8 protein-coding genes are annotated in these 16,933 nt (G+C 60.5%); 6 read left to right on the top strand and 2 right to left on the bottom strand.

The window, feature by feature from the left end; genetic code table 11:
* The first annotated feature begins 151 nt into the window (after positions 1–151).
* The 6 genes from CKW20_RS05660 to CKW20_RS05635 all read left to right on the top strand — a co-directional run bounded on the left by CKW20_RS05660 (position 152) and on the right by CKW20_RS05635 (position 7,830).
* A complete protein-coding gene (locus CKW20_RS05660) occupies positions 152–2,167 on the top strand; it encodes a capsular polysaccharide biosynthesis protein (protein ID WP_095052018.1) in 2,016 nt (671 codons plus the stop codon).
* Positions 2,168–2,205: 38 nt separating this feature from the next.
* On the top strand, positions 2,206–3,438 hold the full coding sequence (locus CKW20_RS05655; RefSeq protein WP_256584990.1) for a capsule biosynthesis protein: 1,233 nt from the start codon (positions 2,206–2,208) through the stop codon (positions 3,436–3,438).
* Positions 3,435–4,211 carry an SDR family oxidoreductase gene (locus CKW20_RS05650; RefSeq protein ID WP_095052016.1) on the top strand — a complete coding sequence of 259 codons (777 nt, stop codon included), beginning with the start codon at positions 3,435–3,437 and terminating at the stop codon, positions 4,209–4,211. The genes CKW20_RS05655 and CKW20_RS05650 overlap by 4 nt, the downstream gene beginning before the upstream one ends.
* 67 nt (positions 4,212–4,278) lie before the next feature.
* Positions 4,279–5,748: an LTA synthase family protein gene (locus tag CKW20_RS05645; protein ID WP_095052265.1), complete on the top strand. Its 1,470-nt coding sequence runs from the start codon at positions 4,279–4,281 to the stop codon at positions 5,746–5,748.
* Positions 5,749–5,758: 10 nt separating this feature from the next.
* Complete coding sequence (locus CKW20_RS05640) at positions 5,759–6,370, top strand: N-acetyltransferase (protein ID WP_095052015.1); 612 nt, start codon at positions 5,759–5,761, stop codon at positions 6,368–6,370.
* A 71-nt stretch (positions 6,371–6,441) separates the two neighbouring features.
* Positions 6,442–7,830: a capsule biosynthesis protein gene (locus CKW20_RS05635; protein WP_256584989.1), complete on the top strand. Its 1,389-nt coding sequence runs from the start codon at positions 6,442–6,444 to the stop codon at positions 7,828–7,830.
* A 90-nt stretch (positions 7,831–7,920) separates the two neighbouring features.
* On the opposite strand, the gene CKW20_RS05630 is transcribed toward CKW20_RS05635, so the two are convergent.
* Together CKW20_RS05630 and CKW20_RS05625 are read right to left on the bottom strand one after the other, a co-directional pair.
* Positions 7,921–9,270, bottom strand: a complete 1,350-nt coding sequence (locus tag CKW20_RS05630) for an aminotransferase class I/II-fold pyridoxal phosphate-dependent enzyme (RefSeq protein WP_095052013.1) — start codon at positions 9,268–9,270, stop codon at positions 7,921–7,923.
* A gap of 8 nt (positions 9,271–9,278) precedes the next feature.
* Positions 9,279–16,841, bottom strand: a complete 7,563-nt coding sequence (locus CKW20_RS05625; RefSeq protein WP_095052012.1) for a type I polyketide synthase — start codon at positions 16,839–16,841, stop codon at positions 9,279–9,281.
* Between the last annotated feature and the right edge of the window lie 92 nt (positions 16,842–16,933).

Genomic DNA, 16,933 nt, shown 5'->3' with positions numbered 1-16,933 from the left:
ATTTGTAGGAAATTTTCCTTCTTTATCGTTATAAATTGTCAGCTTTGTATTATCATCGTGCCACCTATGGAAGAGCGTTGCCTGAGGCGCTTCTGGATTTTCACGCGTCTCGCCATCGAGTGCGTCACCCACGGATACCCGCCGTTTTTTTATGGACAATAGCCTCCTGAATCGCCCGTGCCTGTTGGCTCTGTCCAAAGGCGTTCAGCAAGTCACTACCCTGCCTGCCCTGTTGCCCGACTACCGATTGTTGTCGGGTTCGACTCGTGACATCGCGCAAGCCGATGTGTTGCTGGCATGGGGACGCAAACCAAGCGCACTGCTCGCCCAACGGGAAGCCCAAAAAGCCGGTCTGCCTGTGCTGTCGGTAGAGGATGGTTTTTTGCGTTCGATGGGCCTTGGAGCGGATGAGCCGCCGCTGTCGCTGGTCGTCGATGACCTGGGCATTTATCACGATGCCAACGCGCTGTCGCGCCTGGAAGTGTTGATCCCGACAACCTTGAGTGAGTCTCAGATTCTTAGAGCCCGGGCCCTGCAGGCGAGCTGGCGGCAAGAGCGCGTTTCCAAGTACAACAACGCCCGTATCGAACGTTGCGAGTTACCGCAACCTTGCGTCTTGGTCGCTGACCAGACCAAGGGCGATGCCTCACTTCAGGGTGCCGGTGATGCTGATTTCGAGCGCATGCTCCAGGCTGCACTCGATGAGCACACTCACAGCACGGTGGTGGTGAAGGTCCATCCGGATGTGGTGGCGGGTCGCAAGCAGGGCCACTTTGATCTGGCAGCACTGAGCAAACGGCCGCGAGTCCAGGTGATCAGCCGTAATGTTCATCCCGCCGAGTTACTGAGCGAAGTCCAGGCGGTGTACGTGATGACTTCGCAACTGGGCTTCGAAGCGCTGCTATGGGAAAAGCCGGTGCACACGTTCGGCATGCCGTTTTATGCCGGTTGGGGTTTGACTCGGGATGCACGGCCTGCGCCGTCGCGTCGTCAGCCGGTCAGCCTTGAACAGTTGCTGCATGCGGCACTGGTTGAATACCCGCGTTATGTGGACCCGGAATCTGGTCAGCCCTGCGAGCCCGAAGTGGTGCTGGCCTGGCTCGGCCTGCAACGGCGGATGCGCAGTCGCTTGCCGGAAAACCTGCAGATGTTTGGTTTTTCCAAGTGGAAGCGGCCGCTGGTGGCGGATTTTTTCAACGGTTCATCCATCCGTTTCGCCGGTCGCCACGCAGAGACAACCGTCCCGGTCGTTAGCTGGGGCTGCATGCACGATTCGGCATTGGCCATCAAGAACAGCCACTGTCATATCGGCCGGGTCGAAGACGGCTTCCTGCGCTCAGTCGGCCTTGGCGCAAAGAAAGTTCGCCCACTGTCCTGGGTCTTCGACGATCTGGGCATCTACTACGACGCCACGCGCCCTTCGCGCCTTGAACACAACTTGCAAAACGACGCCTGCAGCCCTGCCCTGCTGGATCGGGCAGGCGCCCTGCGTGAAGCGATTTGTGCCGCCGGCGTTACCAAATACAACCTCCCCGGCATGCAGTGGAAGCGGCCCGCCGGCGTGAGCAAGGTCATTCTGGTGCCGGGCCAGGTTGAGTCCGATGCCTCGATTCGGTACGGCGCTCACCGCATTCGCCGCAATCTCGATTTGTTGCGAGCGGTGCGCGAGCGCCATCCGCAGGCCTGGCTGCTCTACAAACCGCATCCGGAAGTGATGGCCGGGACACGCCAGCGCGGCGAGGACGAAGAGCAGACGGCGCACTGGTGCAATCAGGTGGTGGGTGATGTGCCCTTTCACCAATTGCTGCTGGAAGTGGATGAGGTTCATGTACTGACTTCCCAATCCGGCTTCGAAGCCTTGCTGCGAGGGATTCCGGTCACCACGTATGGCCAGCCGTTTTATGCCGGCTGGGGTTTGACCACGGATGAAGATATGCACCCCGAGGTTCAGGCGCGTCGCACCAGACGCTTGAGTCTCGACGAGCTGGTGGCCGGCACCCTGATCAACTACCCGACTTATGTAAGCCGCATCACGCAAAAATTCACCACCCCCGAACGAACTCTATTGGAACTGCAGAACTGGCATGAAGTACCAGCTCAAGGAAAGAAGCCAAGATGGCAAGAAGTGATTCAACGGTTGCTCCCTATCGTCTTGAGAACATCGTAAAAGAACAGTTGGCCCCCGCTGGTATTGCAAGACGCTCCGTGTCGACCAGACCGCGCAACTCCTTTTTGTTTCTGCAAGGTGTCAGCTCACCCTTTTTTGCGCGCTTGGTTCAAGCCCTGCGTGCCGAAGGGCAGTGGGTCAAATCCGTCAGTTTCAATATGGGCGATACCCTGTACGGCGCGGGTTCGCGGGTGTTTTATTCGGCGCGTCCCGAACAGCTCGAGGAGTTCTACAGCCAAACCTTCAAGGCGAACGGCATCACCGATCTGGTGCTGTTCGGCGACTGTCGCCCGGTGCATTTGCCAGCCGTTACGCTGGCGAAACGCCTGGGCGTGCGGGTGCATGTTTTCGAAGAAGGGTACTTCCGGCCTTACTGGGTCACGCTGGAGCGTGACGGGGTGAACAACCATTCGTTGCTACCAAGGGATCCGGAATGGTATCGGGAAGTCGGCAAGTACATTCCGCGTTACCACAACGGTAACTCGTTCAAGTTGTCCTTCACTTCCCGGGCGTTCCACGATGTGATGTATCACGTCGGTGGCGCCCTGAACAAAATCTGCTTCCCGCACTACAAGACCCACGCGCCTTTCAACGCAGCGGTCGAATATGCCGGCTACATTCGCCAGGGCATTCGTCTGGCGAGCGCCAAGGGACGAGATTCATCGGTCATCAGTGAAGTGGCACGCAACCGTCACCCGACGTTCCTGCTGCCCCTACAACTGGACAGTGACGCACAAATCCGCGACCACTCTCAGTTCAACACCATGAAAGACGTGTTGAAACATGTGCTGGCCTCGTTTGCCCGTCATGCGCCCAGTGATGCGCGCCTGGTCGTCAAGAACCATCCGCTGACGCCGGGCATCGTCAACTACCATCGCATCACCCTGCGCATTGCCGGCAAATTCGGCATTGCCGATCGGGTGGACTTTCTGGAAAGCGGTCACATGCCGACGCTGCTGTCGCACGTGGCCGGAGTGATCACTGTGAACAGCACCGTGGGCGGTTCTTCGTTGATGCACAACGTGCCGACCATCGCCCTGAGCAATCCGATTTATGCACTCAAGGGCTTGACCCACCAAGGCAGCCTCGACGACTTCTGGCGCATGCCAGAACCGCCTGACCCTACGCTGTTCCAGCGCTTTCGCAGCACAGTGATTCATACGACCCAGGTCAATGGCGGCTTCTATACGCGCTGTGGCATCGACATGGCCGTGAACAATTCGCTGGAAGTGCTGATGGCAAAAACCTCCAGGATTGAACGGTACTTATGACCCGGCACAAAAACCCACGCTGCATTCTTATTACTGGCGCCACGGGTGGCATCGGCGGTGCGCTGGCACCTGCCTATGCCGCACCGGGCGTGACCCTGATCCTGCAAGGCCGACGCACCGAGCGCCTGGAAGAATTGGCCGGGCAATGCCGCGCTGCCGGCGCCCGGGTGATCCTGCACGCGCTCGACGTCCAGGACCTGGTTGCGGTGCGCGAGTGGATCAGCCAGATCAGTGAAACCGAGCAACCGGACCTGATCATCGTCGGTGCCGGGGTCAATACCGCTACGGGCCCGAACGCGGAAGATGAAGTCTGGGAACTGTCCCAGGCCTTGATCGAAGTGAACGTCATGGCGGCCATTGCGACCGTGCAAGCGGCGTTGCCGGCCATGCGTACTCGAAAGCACGGCCAGATCGCGCTGTTCAGTTCCCTTGCCGGTTGGCGCGGACTGCCTGTCACACCCAGCTACAGCGCCAGCAAAGCGGCGATGAAAGCTTATGGCGAAGCCATGCGCGATTTGGTCGCCGCCGATGGCGTGCGGATCAATGTGATCATGCCGGGTTATGTCGAGTCGAAAATGTGCGTCGAAATGCCTGGGCCGAAGCCGCTGCTGTGGAACCCGGACAAAGCCGCACAGCGGATACGTCGCGGCTTGGCAGCCGATCAGGCACGCATCAGTTTCCCCTTCCCCTTGAACCTCGGATGCTGGGCCCTGGGGGTAATTCCTCCACGGATGTCGTCTGTAATTTTGCGATGGCTGGACTACAGTGCCTGAATTTCTGAACAGTACGTTCTGCTGGGTCATCCTTGGCGGATTTTTGCTTTCCTGCGTCATCGAAACGATGCTGACTCCCAGGCCCGCCTTGCGCCGGCCATTGCGCAGCTGGCTGCTCCACGCAGGGGCCTGGTTGTTCTCGGTGGCCCTGCTTTATGGCATCACCGGACGCCCGTATTTCAGCGCCGTGAATGTGCTGGCCCTGTGGCTGTTGATCGTTTTGGTGAGCAATTCCAAGTACCACTCATTGCGTGAACCCTTCGTCTGCGCAGACTTTGAATACTTCAGTGATGCCATCCGCTTTCCACGCCTGTACCTGCCCTTCTTTGGCATCGGCAAGACGATTGCGCTGGCGCTGGCCTTTGTCGCCTATCTGGCCTGCGGACTCTATTTCGAAGCCGCCGCCACTGATGCGCTAGCGGTGGGTGCAACGGTACTTGCCAGTGCGGTGGTGCTGTTGATCACCGGTAGCTGGAAACCGCTGCAACCGAGCTACGACGCCAGCCTGGATTTGACCCGCTGGGGTTTGGCTGCCAGTTTGTGGACCTACTTTTGTGCAGCCCGGCGCAAGGTACACCTCGACGAACTTGACTCGCCTTTCGCGATCGACCCGCGCCTGGCGCTCACTCCGCCTGCCGCTGCCCTGCCTGACATGATCTCGGTGCAGAGCGAATCGTTTTTCGATATCCGCAGGCTGTGGCCCGGCATCCGCGAACAGGTGCTGAGCCAATACGATGTGCTGCGCGCAGAAGCGCTGGCCCATGGTCGGTTGCAGGTCGCTGCCTGGGGCGCCAATACCGTGCGTACCGAGTTCGCCTTTCTCACGGGCATTGCCGGCGACAGGCTCGGCGTGCATCGCTTCAATCCCTACCGCCATCTGGCCCGCCAGGGGCTGCCAAGCATCGCCGCCGAAATGAAACGCAAGGGTTACCGCACGGTGTGCATTCACCCCTACGCGGGCAGTTTCTACGGCCGGGATCGCGTGTTGCCGGCGCTGGGTTTCGATGAGTTCATCGACATCCGAAGCTTCGACGACGGGCAAAAGGCCGGCCCTTTCATTGGCGATTGTGCCGTGGCGGACAAGATCATCGAATTGCTCGGTGACAGCGCCCGCGCTCAGCCTTTGTATATCCATGCCGTGACGATGGAGAACCATGGGCCTCTGCACCTGGAGAACGTTACTGACGCCGAGTTGCCGACCTGGTTCGATCGCCCGCTGCTCGACGGCATGCGTGACTTGGCGCCCTATCTGCGGCACTTGAGCAATGCCGACCGGATGCTCGGCCGGTTACGCGAGTACCTGCTGGCCCGCCCCATGCCGACCGGGCTGTGTTTCTTTGGCGACCACGTGCCGATTCTCCCAGATGTTTATGCCGCGCTGGGTACGCCGGATGGCGATACCGACTATTTCATCTGGTCCAACCAGGCCCTCACCCATAACGCCGCAAAAACGATGGGCGTTGAACGGTTGGCCAAAGCCTTCACCGAGCACATGAGTCAAGGCACGACCTGCGTCAAAAGCGCGAGCGCGGCCTAGATGGCAATCCATGACTGAAACCGCCATCGCCCCCCTACGGATCGTTCTCGGTTCCAGCTTGCCGGAACATGATGTCTCGATTGCGCGGATGATCACCTCGGGACGCGGCTCGCTGGCGTTGATCCTCGGCGATGAAGCTTGCCGTTATCGCCTGCTCGGCCAATCGATCAACTGGGACCGGATTCTGATTGCGTACCGCGATTGCACGGCGCTGGGCTATGCCGCCTTCAAGCACCATCGGCGTGGGCCTTTCTCGCCCGGTGTCAGGCCTTTTGTGCGTGAATTCGGATGGCTGAGGGGCGGATTGCGCTATCTGCTGTTTGTCATTTCTGAATGCCGGGAGTGGTATTACGGGTTCTATCTCTATGGCTTGCGCGTGACCCGGCAAGCACGCCATCAGGGCATCGCGACTTCGCTTCTGGGCGAGATTTTCTATCAGGCCCGGCAATCCGGCCATGACCGGGTAGAGCTTGAGGTCCAGGTGAAAAATCAGCGTGCCCAGCGACTCTATACGCAGCAGGGATTCATCAGGGTCCGAACCACACCGGTGAATTGGCTCGGCCGCCTGCTGCCCTTTCCAGCGGTGATGAACATGCGCCGCTCACTGACATCCCACCCATGAGCTGCGACGAGATGAATCGATCGGTACCTGCTGTTGAATCACTGGTGGATGGTCCAGGCTGGATCGGAATCATGTCCCAGTGGGTGATGTGGCGGGTTTTTCATCTCCCTGAGTTTCTTGATCCCGAAGGTGTACCCGCCTGGCTATGGCGCCGAGGCCGGAATAAACCCAAAGGGCTCAAGGCGATTTCCGGGATTGGCTACAAGCGCTCCTCTGACCATGCCCGGGTGTTGTGCAAGCGCTGGGGCATTCCTTACATCGCACTGGAGGACGGCTTTCTGCGCTCATCCTCTCTCGGGGTCGAGGGCGATACACCGATGTCGATGGTGGTCGATCCGATCGGCATCCACTACCTGGCGGATCGTCCGTCATTGCTGGAAAACATCCTCCAGCAACCCCAACGGCTGACGACCCGGGAAATCTCCACGGCTGCGCAGCTGATTGCGCTGATGCGCAGCAGCGGCATCGGCAAGTACAACAATGCACCCGACCTCAGTGACGACGATTCATTGGGGCGCAAGGTGCCGCTGATCCTGGTGGTGGATCAAACCTGGGGCGACTTCTCGATTCCGGGTGGTGGTCTGTGTGAGGCAGATTTCATTCGCATGCTCGATGCGGCGCTGGCGGAAAACCCCGGTGCCGATGTTCGTGTGCGGATTCATCCAGACTGCCTGAGCGGGCACAAGAAAAGCTGTTTGCTGGAGGCAGCGACCGCGCGCGGCGTGGCCCTGGAAAGTCGTCATGTGTCTTGGGCATCGTTGGCGCGACGGGCCGCGCGGGTGTACATCGCCACCAGCCAGGCCGGGCTCGAAGCCTTGATTCAGGGCGTACCGGTGACGTGTTTCGGGTTGCCGTTCTACGCCGGCTGGGGGCTGACCGACGACCGCATGCCGATCCCCCGGCGCCAGGCCCGGCCAACGCTGGAGCAACTGGTGGCCGCCGCCTACATTCGCTACTGCCGCTATGTCGACCCGCTGACCGATCAGCGCTGCGACGTGCTGACCGTCGCCCGGCAACTGGCCCGACAAAAGGAACAGGACAGCCTGTTCGCCGGCGCGTTGACCGTGCTCGGTGTGCCTCGGCGCCGGCAGCCGGCGATCCGTACCTTGCTCGACAGCCGTTGGGGCCGGGTGACGTTCACCCATGACAACGCCGACCTGATGACGACAGTGGCTCGCGAAGACGGCAAACTGTTGGTGTGGAGCGCCCATGAACCTCACGACCTGCCATCACGGGCCAAAGCACACGGTGTACCGCTGTGGCGTATACGCCCGGGCAGCGCAACGGTCAGCTTGATCGTGAAGCGCAACGACGGAACCGAGCACCCACTGGTGCAAGTCCGGGGCATGCCCTGCAGCCAACAACAGGCGCTCGAACACAGCGCACGCCCCAATACAGGCCTGCTCGACAACTGCCCGCGCTATCGGCAAGTACAGCGCTACCTCAATCGTATGCTGTAGAAGCCGGCTTGTCGGCGAAGACGTTTTCATGGGCGGTGCATGACGTGAGGCCGTCTTCGCTGGCAAGCCAGCTCCTACACAAGCCAGTTCCTACAGCTTTTGCAGTTCCTGCGCCACTGCGTTGACCGTTTCGGTGATTTGCTCCCGGGTGTGCAGGCACGACATGAAAAATCGCACACGCGCCGATTTCTCGGGCACCGCCGGATGAAGAATCGGTTGGGCGTTGATGCCACGACGGGACAATGCGCTGGACAGCTGGGTGGCCTTGAGCGAGCTGCCGGTGATGATCGGTACCACCGCCAGGCCGGTGCTGGTGCCGGTGTCCAGCCCCGCGTCCCTGGCCAACTCGAGGAATTGCCTGCCACGGGCCTGCAAGGTGGCAACGCGCTCGCCATCCTCGGGTAGACAACGCAAGGCTGCCAACGCTGCCGCAGCCACCGGTGCCGGCATGCCGACGCTGTAGAGAAAGCCCGGCGCCAGGAACTTGAGGTGTTCGACCAACGCAGACTCACCGGCGATGTAGCCACCGCAACTGGCCAGGCTTTTACTCAAGGTGCCCATCCAGATATCCACGTCGCTGCCGGCCAGACCGAAATGCTCGCGAATGCCCTTGCCGGTCTGCCCCATGACGCCCAGCGAATGCGCTTCATCGACCATCAACAACACTTGGTGTTTGTTCCTGAGTTCGACGAAACGAGGCAAATCCGGGAAATCGCCATCCATGCTGTAGATGCCTTCGATCACCACCAGCACACGCTCGAAATGCTGACGCTGATCGCTCAGCAGCCGATCAACCGCTTCCCAATCGTTATGGGCAAAGCCGAGGCGCCGGGCACCGGACAACTGGATCCCCTGGAGAACGCTGTTATGGATCAGTTCGTCATGCAGGATCAAATCCCGCGGACCGAACAGGTAACCGATGGTGGTCACGTTCGTCGCATGACCGCTGACGAAGGTAATAGCGTCTTCCACCTCATAGAGCCGAGCCAGTTCCTGTTCCAGTTCGCGATGGATCGGACGATCCCCCGACACCGGACGGCTGGCCGAAACCGAGGTCCCATAACGATCAATGGCCGCTTTGGCGGCTTCAGCGACAACCGGGTGCCCTGAGTAGCCCAAGTAGTTGTAGCTTGCGAAGTTCACGTAGCGGCTACCGCCCATGACGGTTTCTGCTCCCGCCAGGCCTTCGTGCAACTTGAAAAACGGATTGGTCAGGCCGAAGCGCGCGGCACCGTCGAGCATAAGGCGCAATTGCTGATAACCAGGGTGCTGATCGAATCGGCAAAATTGCGCGAAACCCTCACCCGGAGTGCCTTTGACGTCCTTCAGCGAAGGGCTTGGGGCGCCATCGCCGATCTTGCGCATGCGCCTTTCCAGGGCCTGCTGAATCAGCTTGTCCTTCATCGAAGTGGCAAGCCCGTGTGTCGTTTTAGTGGTCATGGGCCGGATCAATCAATCAAACGTGAAGGTTTCGAAGTCTGGGCGTCGAGCCCGTCACTCAACTGCACGATGTCGTCACGGGAAAGGTCGACTCCGTGGCGAGAGAACGTATCGCTCGCCAGTGACTGCAAGCTATTTCCACTCTCCGGTTGCACATCGCAATCCTGATTGCCGCGCAGCAGCTCGAGGATTCGAACGGTGATCTTGCCGATGCTTGAGGCTTCGCTCAGCTCCATCACCGGTAGACGCACACCAAATCGCTCCTCGACAGCCACCACCAATTCGACACTCATCAGCGAGTCCAGCCCCAACTCCTGAAGCGGGCGCGAGGCGTCCAGCTTGCTGGTTGGCAAACGCAGAATTTCACTGATTTCCTGCTTGAGCATTTCACTGAACAGTTCGATCAGCTCGGGGTCGTCCATTTCTGCCAACAGCCGCTGGATATCATCGACATCGCTTTCCTCGTCCTGCTCACCACCGTGCAACCTGGCCAGCTCATTGAACTTGGGCGAGCCGGCGGCCGGCAGGAATCGCGACAGCGCTTTCCAATCCAGCTCAAGCACGCCGAGCCCCGAACGCCGTTGCAACAACAAGCGCTCCAGGGTCTGCAGTGCCGCTTGCGACTGCAAGGCAGCACCGCCCATGCGACTTTGCAGGGCGTCTTTGATGTCCTGGTTGCGCGCCAGGAAACCCGCATCATCGATGGCCCCCCAGAGTACGCTGGTGGCCGGCAGCCCCAGTGCCAGCCGATGACGCGCCAGCGCTTCGAGCCAATGGTTGGCGGCGACGTAGTTGGCCTGCCCAGGGTTACCGAACAAGGTCGTGGCCGAGGAAAACAGCACGAAGAAGTCCAGTGGCAAATGGGCCGTCAGTTCATGCAGGTACTGCGCGCCTTTGGCCTTGGGCTCGAGCACGCGCTGCAATTGCTCGCGGGTCAGGTTGCGGATCAAGCCGTCATCGAACACCGTTGCCGCATGCACCACGCCACGCAATGGCCGGGCGCTGGCTTCGATGCGCGCCATGACCGACGCCAGTTGCGCGGCGTCGGTGATATCGCAGGCCAGCGCCTGGACCTCAATGCCTTGTTCGCGCCACAGTGCCAGCAAGGGTTGCGCCTCTTCGGTCGCGGCACCGCGACGGCCCAGCAAGACCAGGTGACGCGCACCTTTTTCCACCAGCCATTGCGCAGTGCGCAGGCCAAAACCGCTGAGCCCGCCGGTGACCAGGTAGCTGGCGTTCGCGGCCAACGTCAATGCCAGCGGTTGCGCGACCGGCGCGGTGACAACACCCTGGATCGGCGTGCGATACGTCACGACGATCTTGCCGATCTGTCTGGCCTGTTGCATGTAGCGGAATGCTTCGACGACTTCATTGGCATCGAAGGCGCGATACGGCAATGGGCTCAGAATCCCGTCGCGGAACAACGCCATCATTTCACCAAACAGCCGACGGGTCAGTTGCGGACGCTCGCTCATCAGCTGGTCGGCATCGATGCCGAAGTAGCTGATGTTGTTGCGGAACGGGCGCAGGCCGATTTTGGTGTTCTGATAAAAGTCGCGCTTGCCCAGTTCGAGGAAGCGGCCAAACGGCTTGAGTACCCGCAGGTTGCGATTGATCGCCTCGCCCGCCAGGGAATTGAGTACCACATCCACGCCGCGGCCATCGGTGATGCTCAGAATGTCCTCGGCGAACGCCAGCGAACGCGAGTCGAAGATATGCTCGACGCCCATCAGGCGCAGGAAATCGCGCTTCTCGTCGCTGCCCGCCGTGGCGTAGATTTCAGCGCCGCACCATTTTGCAATCTGGATCGCGGCAATGCCGACACCCCCCGCTGCACCGTGAATCAGGATTTTCTCTCCCGGCTCCAGGCGCGCCAAGTGATGCACGGCGTAATACACCGTGAAGAAAGTACTGGGGATGGTCGCCGCCGCTTCGAAGGACATGCCTTCAGGAATGCGTGCCACCGCGTTGGCGTTGGTGATCAGGCGATTGGCGAAGCTCGACGGACCAAAACCGACGACGCGGTCGCCCGGCTGGAAGTCACCCTCGACCAATGCTCCTTTGCCACGCACCACACCGGCAAATTCGAAGCCCAGCGTCGGCCCGGAGAAGCCATTTTCAATCGCTTCATCGGACAGCAGACCCAACGCATACATGACATCGCGGAAGTTCAAACCGGTGGCCTGCACCTCGATATCCAGTTCATCGTCGGCCGGCACTCGCGGCGCGCGTGCTTCCCAGCGCAAGTTGCGCAGTTGCCCAGGCAAATCGAAGCCGAGTTTGACCTGCGTCGGCGCATCCGGCAGCGCATGACCTGGCAACTCATCGGGCTGGACTCGCAGCCGTGCGACATAACGATCGCCCGCCGCGCTGACTGCCAGTTCGGTTTCTTCATCAACATTGAGCAGCGCTGGAACCAGGACCTCGACGCCGGCGCCAGGCGCCAGATCGAGCAGACGGACACGACAGCCGACCGCTTCGTTAGTCAAGGTCCGACCGAAGCCCCACAAGGCAGCATCGGCGATCGCTTGCACAGTCGTTTCCCGGTGGGCGCCCTGAGGTAACAAATGCACGGCGGCGCCTGAGGTCAGCAACCAGCAATCTGCAGCGACGCCGGCTGACTCACAGGCTTGAGTGATGGCGGCGGCGAGCATGCAGCGGTCAGCCTGCGCATCCAGCCCTTCGGAGGCGAACAGCCCGGCCAGCATCACAATGTGTTGAGGCGCCACTGGACATTCACGTAACTGTTGCGCAAGAACCAACGCCGAGTCAGGTGCAAGCAGCGTCACCTCTTGTCCTTGCGCACGCAACAGCGAGGTCAATGCCTGGGCAAACGGGGCTTCAGGACCATGTTCGTTGGCTACCAGCAACCAGCTTTGGCGCAGACATTCAGGGGCAACCGCGAGGGCCTTCGCGCCCTCTTCGGCGGCCAGCAACAGGTAGCTGCCGGACGCCGAGCCAGGAATCAACTCCAGAGGTTCGGACACCTTCAGCCCATGACGCCGCAGTTCCTGTTGCCAGAATCCCGGCGTCTGTTGCACCGATAATGCCTGTAGCTCCTGTCGGGCCAGCCACCAGGAAGGCTCGGCGCCGAAGGTGAAGTCAGCCCAGCGCGCGGGATGTTGCGCCAGCAGCAGCACTTCGCCATTGGCACACAGCCTTGCAGCGCCATGACGCAAGCCTTGACTGATGGCTTCCAGTGGAGCCAGGTCGGTGGCGACGAGGATCAGATCGAAGCCGTTGGCCGGCGTCCGAGCGACTTTCTCCGACGCTTCCAGGGTCAGGATCTGAAGATCCGGAAAGTCAGCCTGGAGCATCGATGCCGTTTCAATGTTCTGCGCCGAGTACTGATAGTCGACCCGGTCGAAATTCAGGCCGACGCACAGGTCTGCCGCCAGCGATGCGCCCTCGAAACCAAGCTCGAGAATACGCAGGCGCTGCCCATCGGGCAGAACGCTCAAACGTTGGGCGATGTGTTCTCGCAGGCTACTCAGCAACGCCTGCTGACCGGACGCACCGAGGACCAGACGGGTCAATACGGCGGGGGTGGTTTCCCGTGGCAGCAGTTGCGCAAGGCTCACCTGGCCGCTGATCAGCTCCAGCAGGTGCATGCCGATCCGGCCGACCGAATGAATGATCTGGAAGTGCTCGGGATAACTGCTGAACAGCTCCTGCCAGATGGCTTGCGCACTGGCTCGCTCGCCTTGATCGGCAAGCTGCCAGCCGCCATTGTCGATCGCGATCAGGCCGCCATCCTCCACCGCTTGCTCAAGCAGATGGTCGAGATAATGTCCTGCTTCCCAAGTGGAGCGCTGCTGCAGTGTCAGCTCACCGTCCAGTTTCTCAATGGCTTCCAGCAGGAAGCTGCCACACAGACCGTCGAGCAAAGGGTCGATTTCATCGGCATAACGGGCCAACCCCGGATCATCGGCGATAGCGCCAAGGTGCTCGCGCAGCGGCGCCTCCAGCCGCGAACCGACCCATGGCAATGCGCGTTCATTGGCAGGATAAGGTTTGGCCACCCCGACAAAGTCCACGAGTTTGATGTCGCCACTGCGATCCTTGTGCAGCCGGACACCACGGAAACGGGCATCCTCGATGCAGATGACCGCGTGTCCATGGACGTCGTACAAGGTGAAGTCTGCCAGCAGGGAATGCGCCGAGCGTCGCACCAGCGTGACCTGGGCCAGGCAAGGCGGCAGGCTGCCGGCAGCGAAACTGATACGGCCCAGTTTCACCGGGATAAAGGCCAGGCCCGTGCGACTGTCGGCCTCCTGGCTCAACAACTGGGTAATCAGCTGGAAAGCACTGTCCAGCAGTGCCGGGTGCAGATTCAATGTGGCCAGTTCAGCCTCGATCGGCGCCGGGACTGTCAACCGCGCCACCACCTGGTTGCCATCGATCCAGCCGGACTCGACCGCTTGATACGCCGGGCCATAATTGAGGCCGACCGCACGGGTCAGCGTCAGGTGTTCTGCCATGGTGAAGTCAGGAGCGCGTGCCGGCAAAACTGGAGCAGTACAGGCCAGCCTTGCGCCGCGTGCTTCACCGGGAATCCTCGCAACTACATGCTGCACCCACGGTTCAGCCTGGGCAGTGCTGCGCGACACGATGGAAATGGCACCGTCGGTGCTGTCGACCATCACCCGGACTTTTTTACTGAAATCCGCATGCAGCAAGAGCGGGCTGTGAATTTCCAGCTCTTCGATTTCCACATACGCACCGGGTTGATACTGCAGTGCTGCAGCCAGCGCGAGCTCGGTGAAACCTGCACCCGGGAACAATACCGAGTCGCCCACCTTGTGGTCACCCAAGGACGGGAACAGTTGCGTGTCCAGGCGATTGTCCCAGGTGAACTCATGCTCGGGCAGCGGATAACCCAGCAGCGGATGAACGCGCTCCCGGCGCAGGTTGCCGGAAGACTCGGGGGTGTCTGCGTGCCAGTGACGTTCGCGCTGCCAGGCGTAATTAGGCAGTTGCACGAAACGGCCGGTGTGGGGAAACAGGCACTGCAGGTCAATGTCGACGCCGGCAATCAGCACCTTCGCCAACGTTCGATCAATCAACTGCGGCGTTTCTTCACCACGCAACAGCGTCGGAATCACAACACCTTGCCGTTCCTGGCTGGCCATTGCATCGGCCACATAGGCACGCAGGATCGGGTGCGGCCCGACCTCCACGAATACGTTATAGCCCTGCCCGGCCAGCGCCGCACTGGCGGACTCGAACAGTACCGGGTAACGAATGTTTTTCCACCAGTACCCGGCGTCCAGGTATTCGCCGGCCAGCACATCGCCAGTCACGGTCGAATACATCGGTATAGCGGCGGGACCTGGGACGATATCGCTCAACACGTCGATGACCTGATCGGCAATCATCTCCATGGCCGGCGAGTGGAACGCATAATCGAGACCCAGGCGACGAACGAACACCTGACGCTCGGCCAGCACCTGCTCCAGAATGTCCAGCGCGGCCACGGGACCTGCGACGGTTGCGCCCTTGAAACTGTTCTCGCCGGCGACCACCAGTTCGCTGTCCAGGCCGAGCGTCCGCAACAGGCTCGCCGTATCTGCACCGGACAAGCCAACCGCCGACATCTTGCCGCGGCCCTTGGTCAAGCCTTGCAGGCGACTGCGATGATAGATCACACGTGTGGCGTCGTTCAGCGTCAGTGCACCGCAGGCCCAGGCGGCAGCGACTTCACCCACGCTGTGGCCAATGACGGCCACCGGCACGACGCCTTTTGCGGCCAGCATGCGGGTGACACCCACTTGCAATGCAAACAGCGCCGGTTGCGCAAACTCAGTCAACTGATAACGCTCATCGCCCAACTCGCCCGCCAGTTCGGCGATCAACGAATAGCCCGATAGCGGTTGAAAAATAGCATCCAGCTCGACAAGCGACTGATGGAAAACCGGGTCGGCCAGCAATGACTTGCCCATGCCCTGCCACTGCGATCCATTACCGGAGAAGACGAACACCGGACCTTTGGCCTCATCCAGGGCACGACCGCTTTCCAGCACTGTCGACAATGCCGGGACGCCCGGTTCCGTGGCGAAGTCCAGTAGCGCCTGAGCACTGCGCTGTGCATCGCAGCCGAACACTACAACCCTTTGCGGGTGCAGCTCGCGGCGGAACATCGACTGGTAGGCCACGTCGTAGAGGCTTGCCGCGCCCGGCCCGCTAACGCATTGCGCGACCTGTTCGGACTGAGCCGCCAGGGCTGCACTGTCTTTGGCAGAGACCATCAGCGGCACTGCCCGCGCCGGTTGGCTCGAGGCCTGTGGCGCTTGTGGCGGGCTTTCCAGGATGACGTGGGCGTTGGCCCCGCCGAAGCCGAAAGAGTTGACCCCGACCACCAGTTTTCCACTGGGTTTAAGCGCCTGGGTTTCGGTGACCACACTCAGGTTGAGGTCGGCGAAAGGAATGTTCGGGTTGAGTTTCTTGATGCCGATGGTGGCCGGCACCTTGCGTTCGATCACGCAGTACAACGCCTTCATCAAGCCCGCGACACCCGAGGCTGCCTCAAGGTGCCCGATGTTGCTTTTGATCGAACCGATCAGCAGTGGCTGGTCCGCCGGGCGCTGCTGCCCCAGAGCCTCACCGATAGCCCGGCTCTCGATAGGATCACCGACTGGCGTGCCCGTACCATGAGCTTCCAGGTAGTCAATGTCTGCGGCACTGATGCCGGCACTGTCGTAGGCCTGCTTCATCAGGGCAATCTGCGCATCCGCACTGGGGACGGTCAGACTCGACTTTCGCCCATCGGTATTGGCCGCACTGCCGGCAACGACCGCAAGGATCTGGTTACCGTCCTCGATCGCCTTGGCGTAATCCTTCAGGTAGAAAAGTCCCGCGCCTTCAGAACGGACATAACCGTCGGCAGACTCATCGAACACATGGCATTGCCCCGTGCGCGACAGCATTGATGCCTTGGAAAAAATCAGGAAGCCGAAAGGGTGAAGATGCAGACTGACACCGCCGGTAATCGCCTGGTCGATATCGCCGTTCTGAATGGCCTGGCAAGCCTGGTGAAAGGCAATCAGGGAAGAAGAGCACGCCGTGTCGATGGCCATGCTCGGACCTTGAAGGTCATAAAAAAAAGACAGGCGGTTGGCCGCGATACTGAAGGTATTGCCGGTGGCGGTTGCTGCATCGATCGTCGACATGTCATGCGCCAGGCGATAGCCGTAGTCGACACTGGCAATCCCCAGGTAAACACCGCAATCGCTGCCACGCAGGCTCGACGGTTTGACCCCGGCATTCTCGAACACTTCCCAGCCCAGCTCCAGCAACAGCCGCTGCTGAGGGTCCATGACCGCCGCTTCACGAGGAGAAATATTGAAGAACCCGGCGTCGAACGTGGAAATATCGCCCAGGGAACCTGAGGCAAAGGTGTAGGACGTTGCAGGATTAGCCTTGTCCGGGTGCAGAAACTCGTCCTTGGACCAGCGAGAAAAATCCGCTTGGGTGATAAAGCTCTGCCCATCCAGCAGGTGCGGCCAAAAAGTTGCAGAAGTGGAGCCTGGAAAACGGAACGACGTCCCTATGATTGCAACTTTCTTACGCATTGCGACTAACCCTTTTCATCCCCAGCCCCTTTCCAAAGGCTGAACAACAATCAAATCCCATTAATGTAAATGCTGGAAATCCGGCAATACTT

Origin of the sequence: Pseudomonas sp. Irchel s3b2 (assembly GCF_900187445.1) — a bacterium.
Classification (GTDB): Bacteria; Pseudomonadota; Gammaproteobacteria; order Pseudomonadales; family Pseudomonadaceae; genus Aquipseudomonas.
Note: the sequence above shows the minus strand (reverse complement) of the source record. Positions and strands in the feature narration are given on the sequence as shown.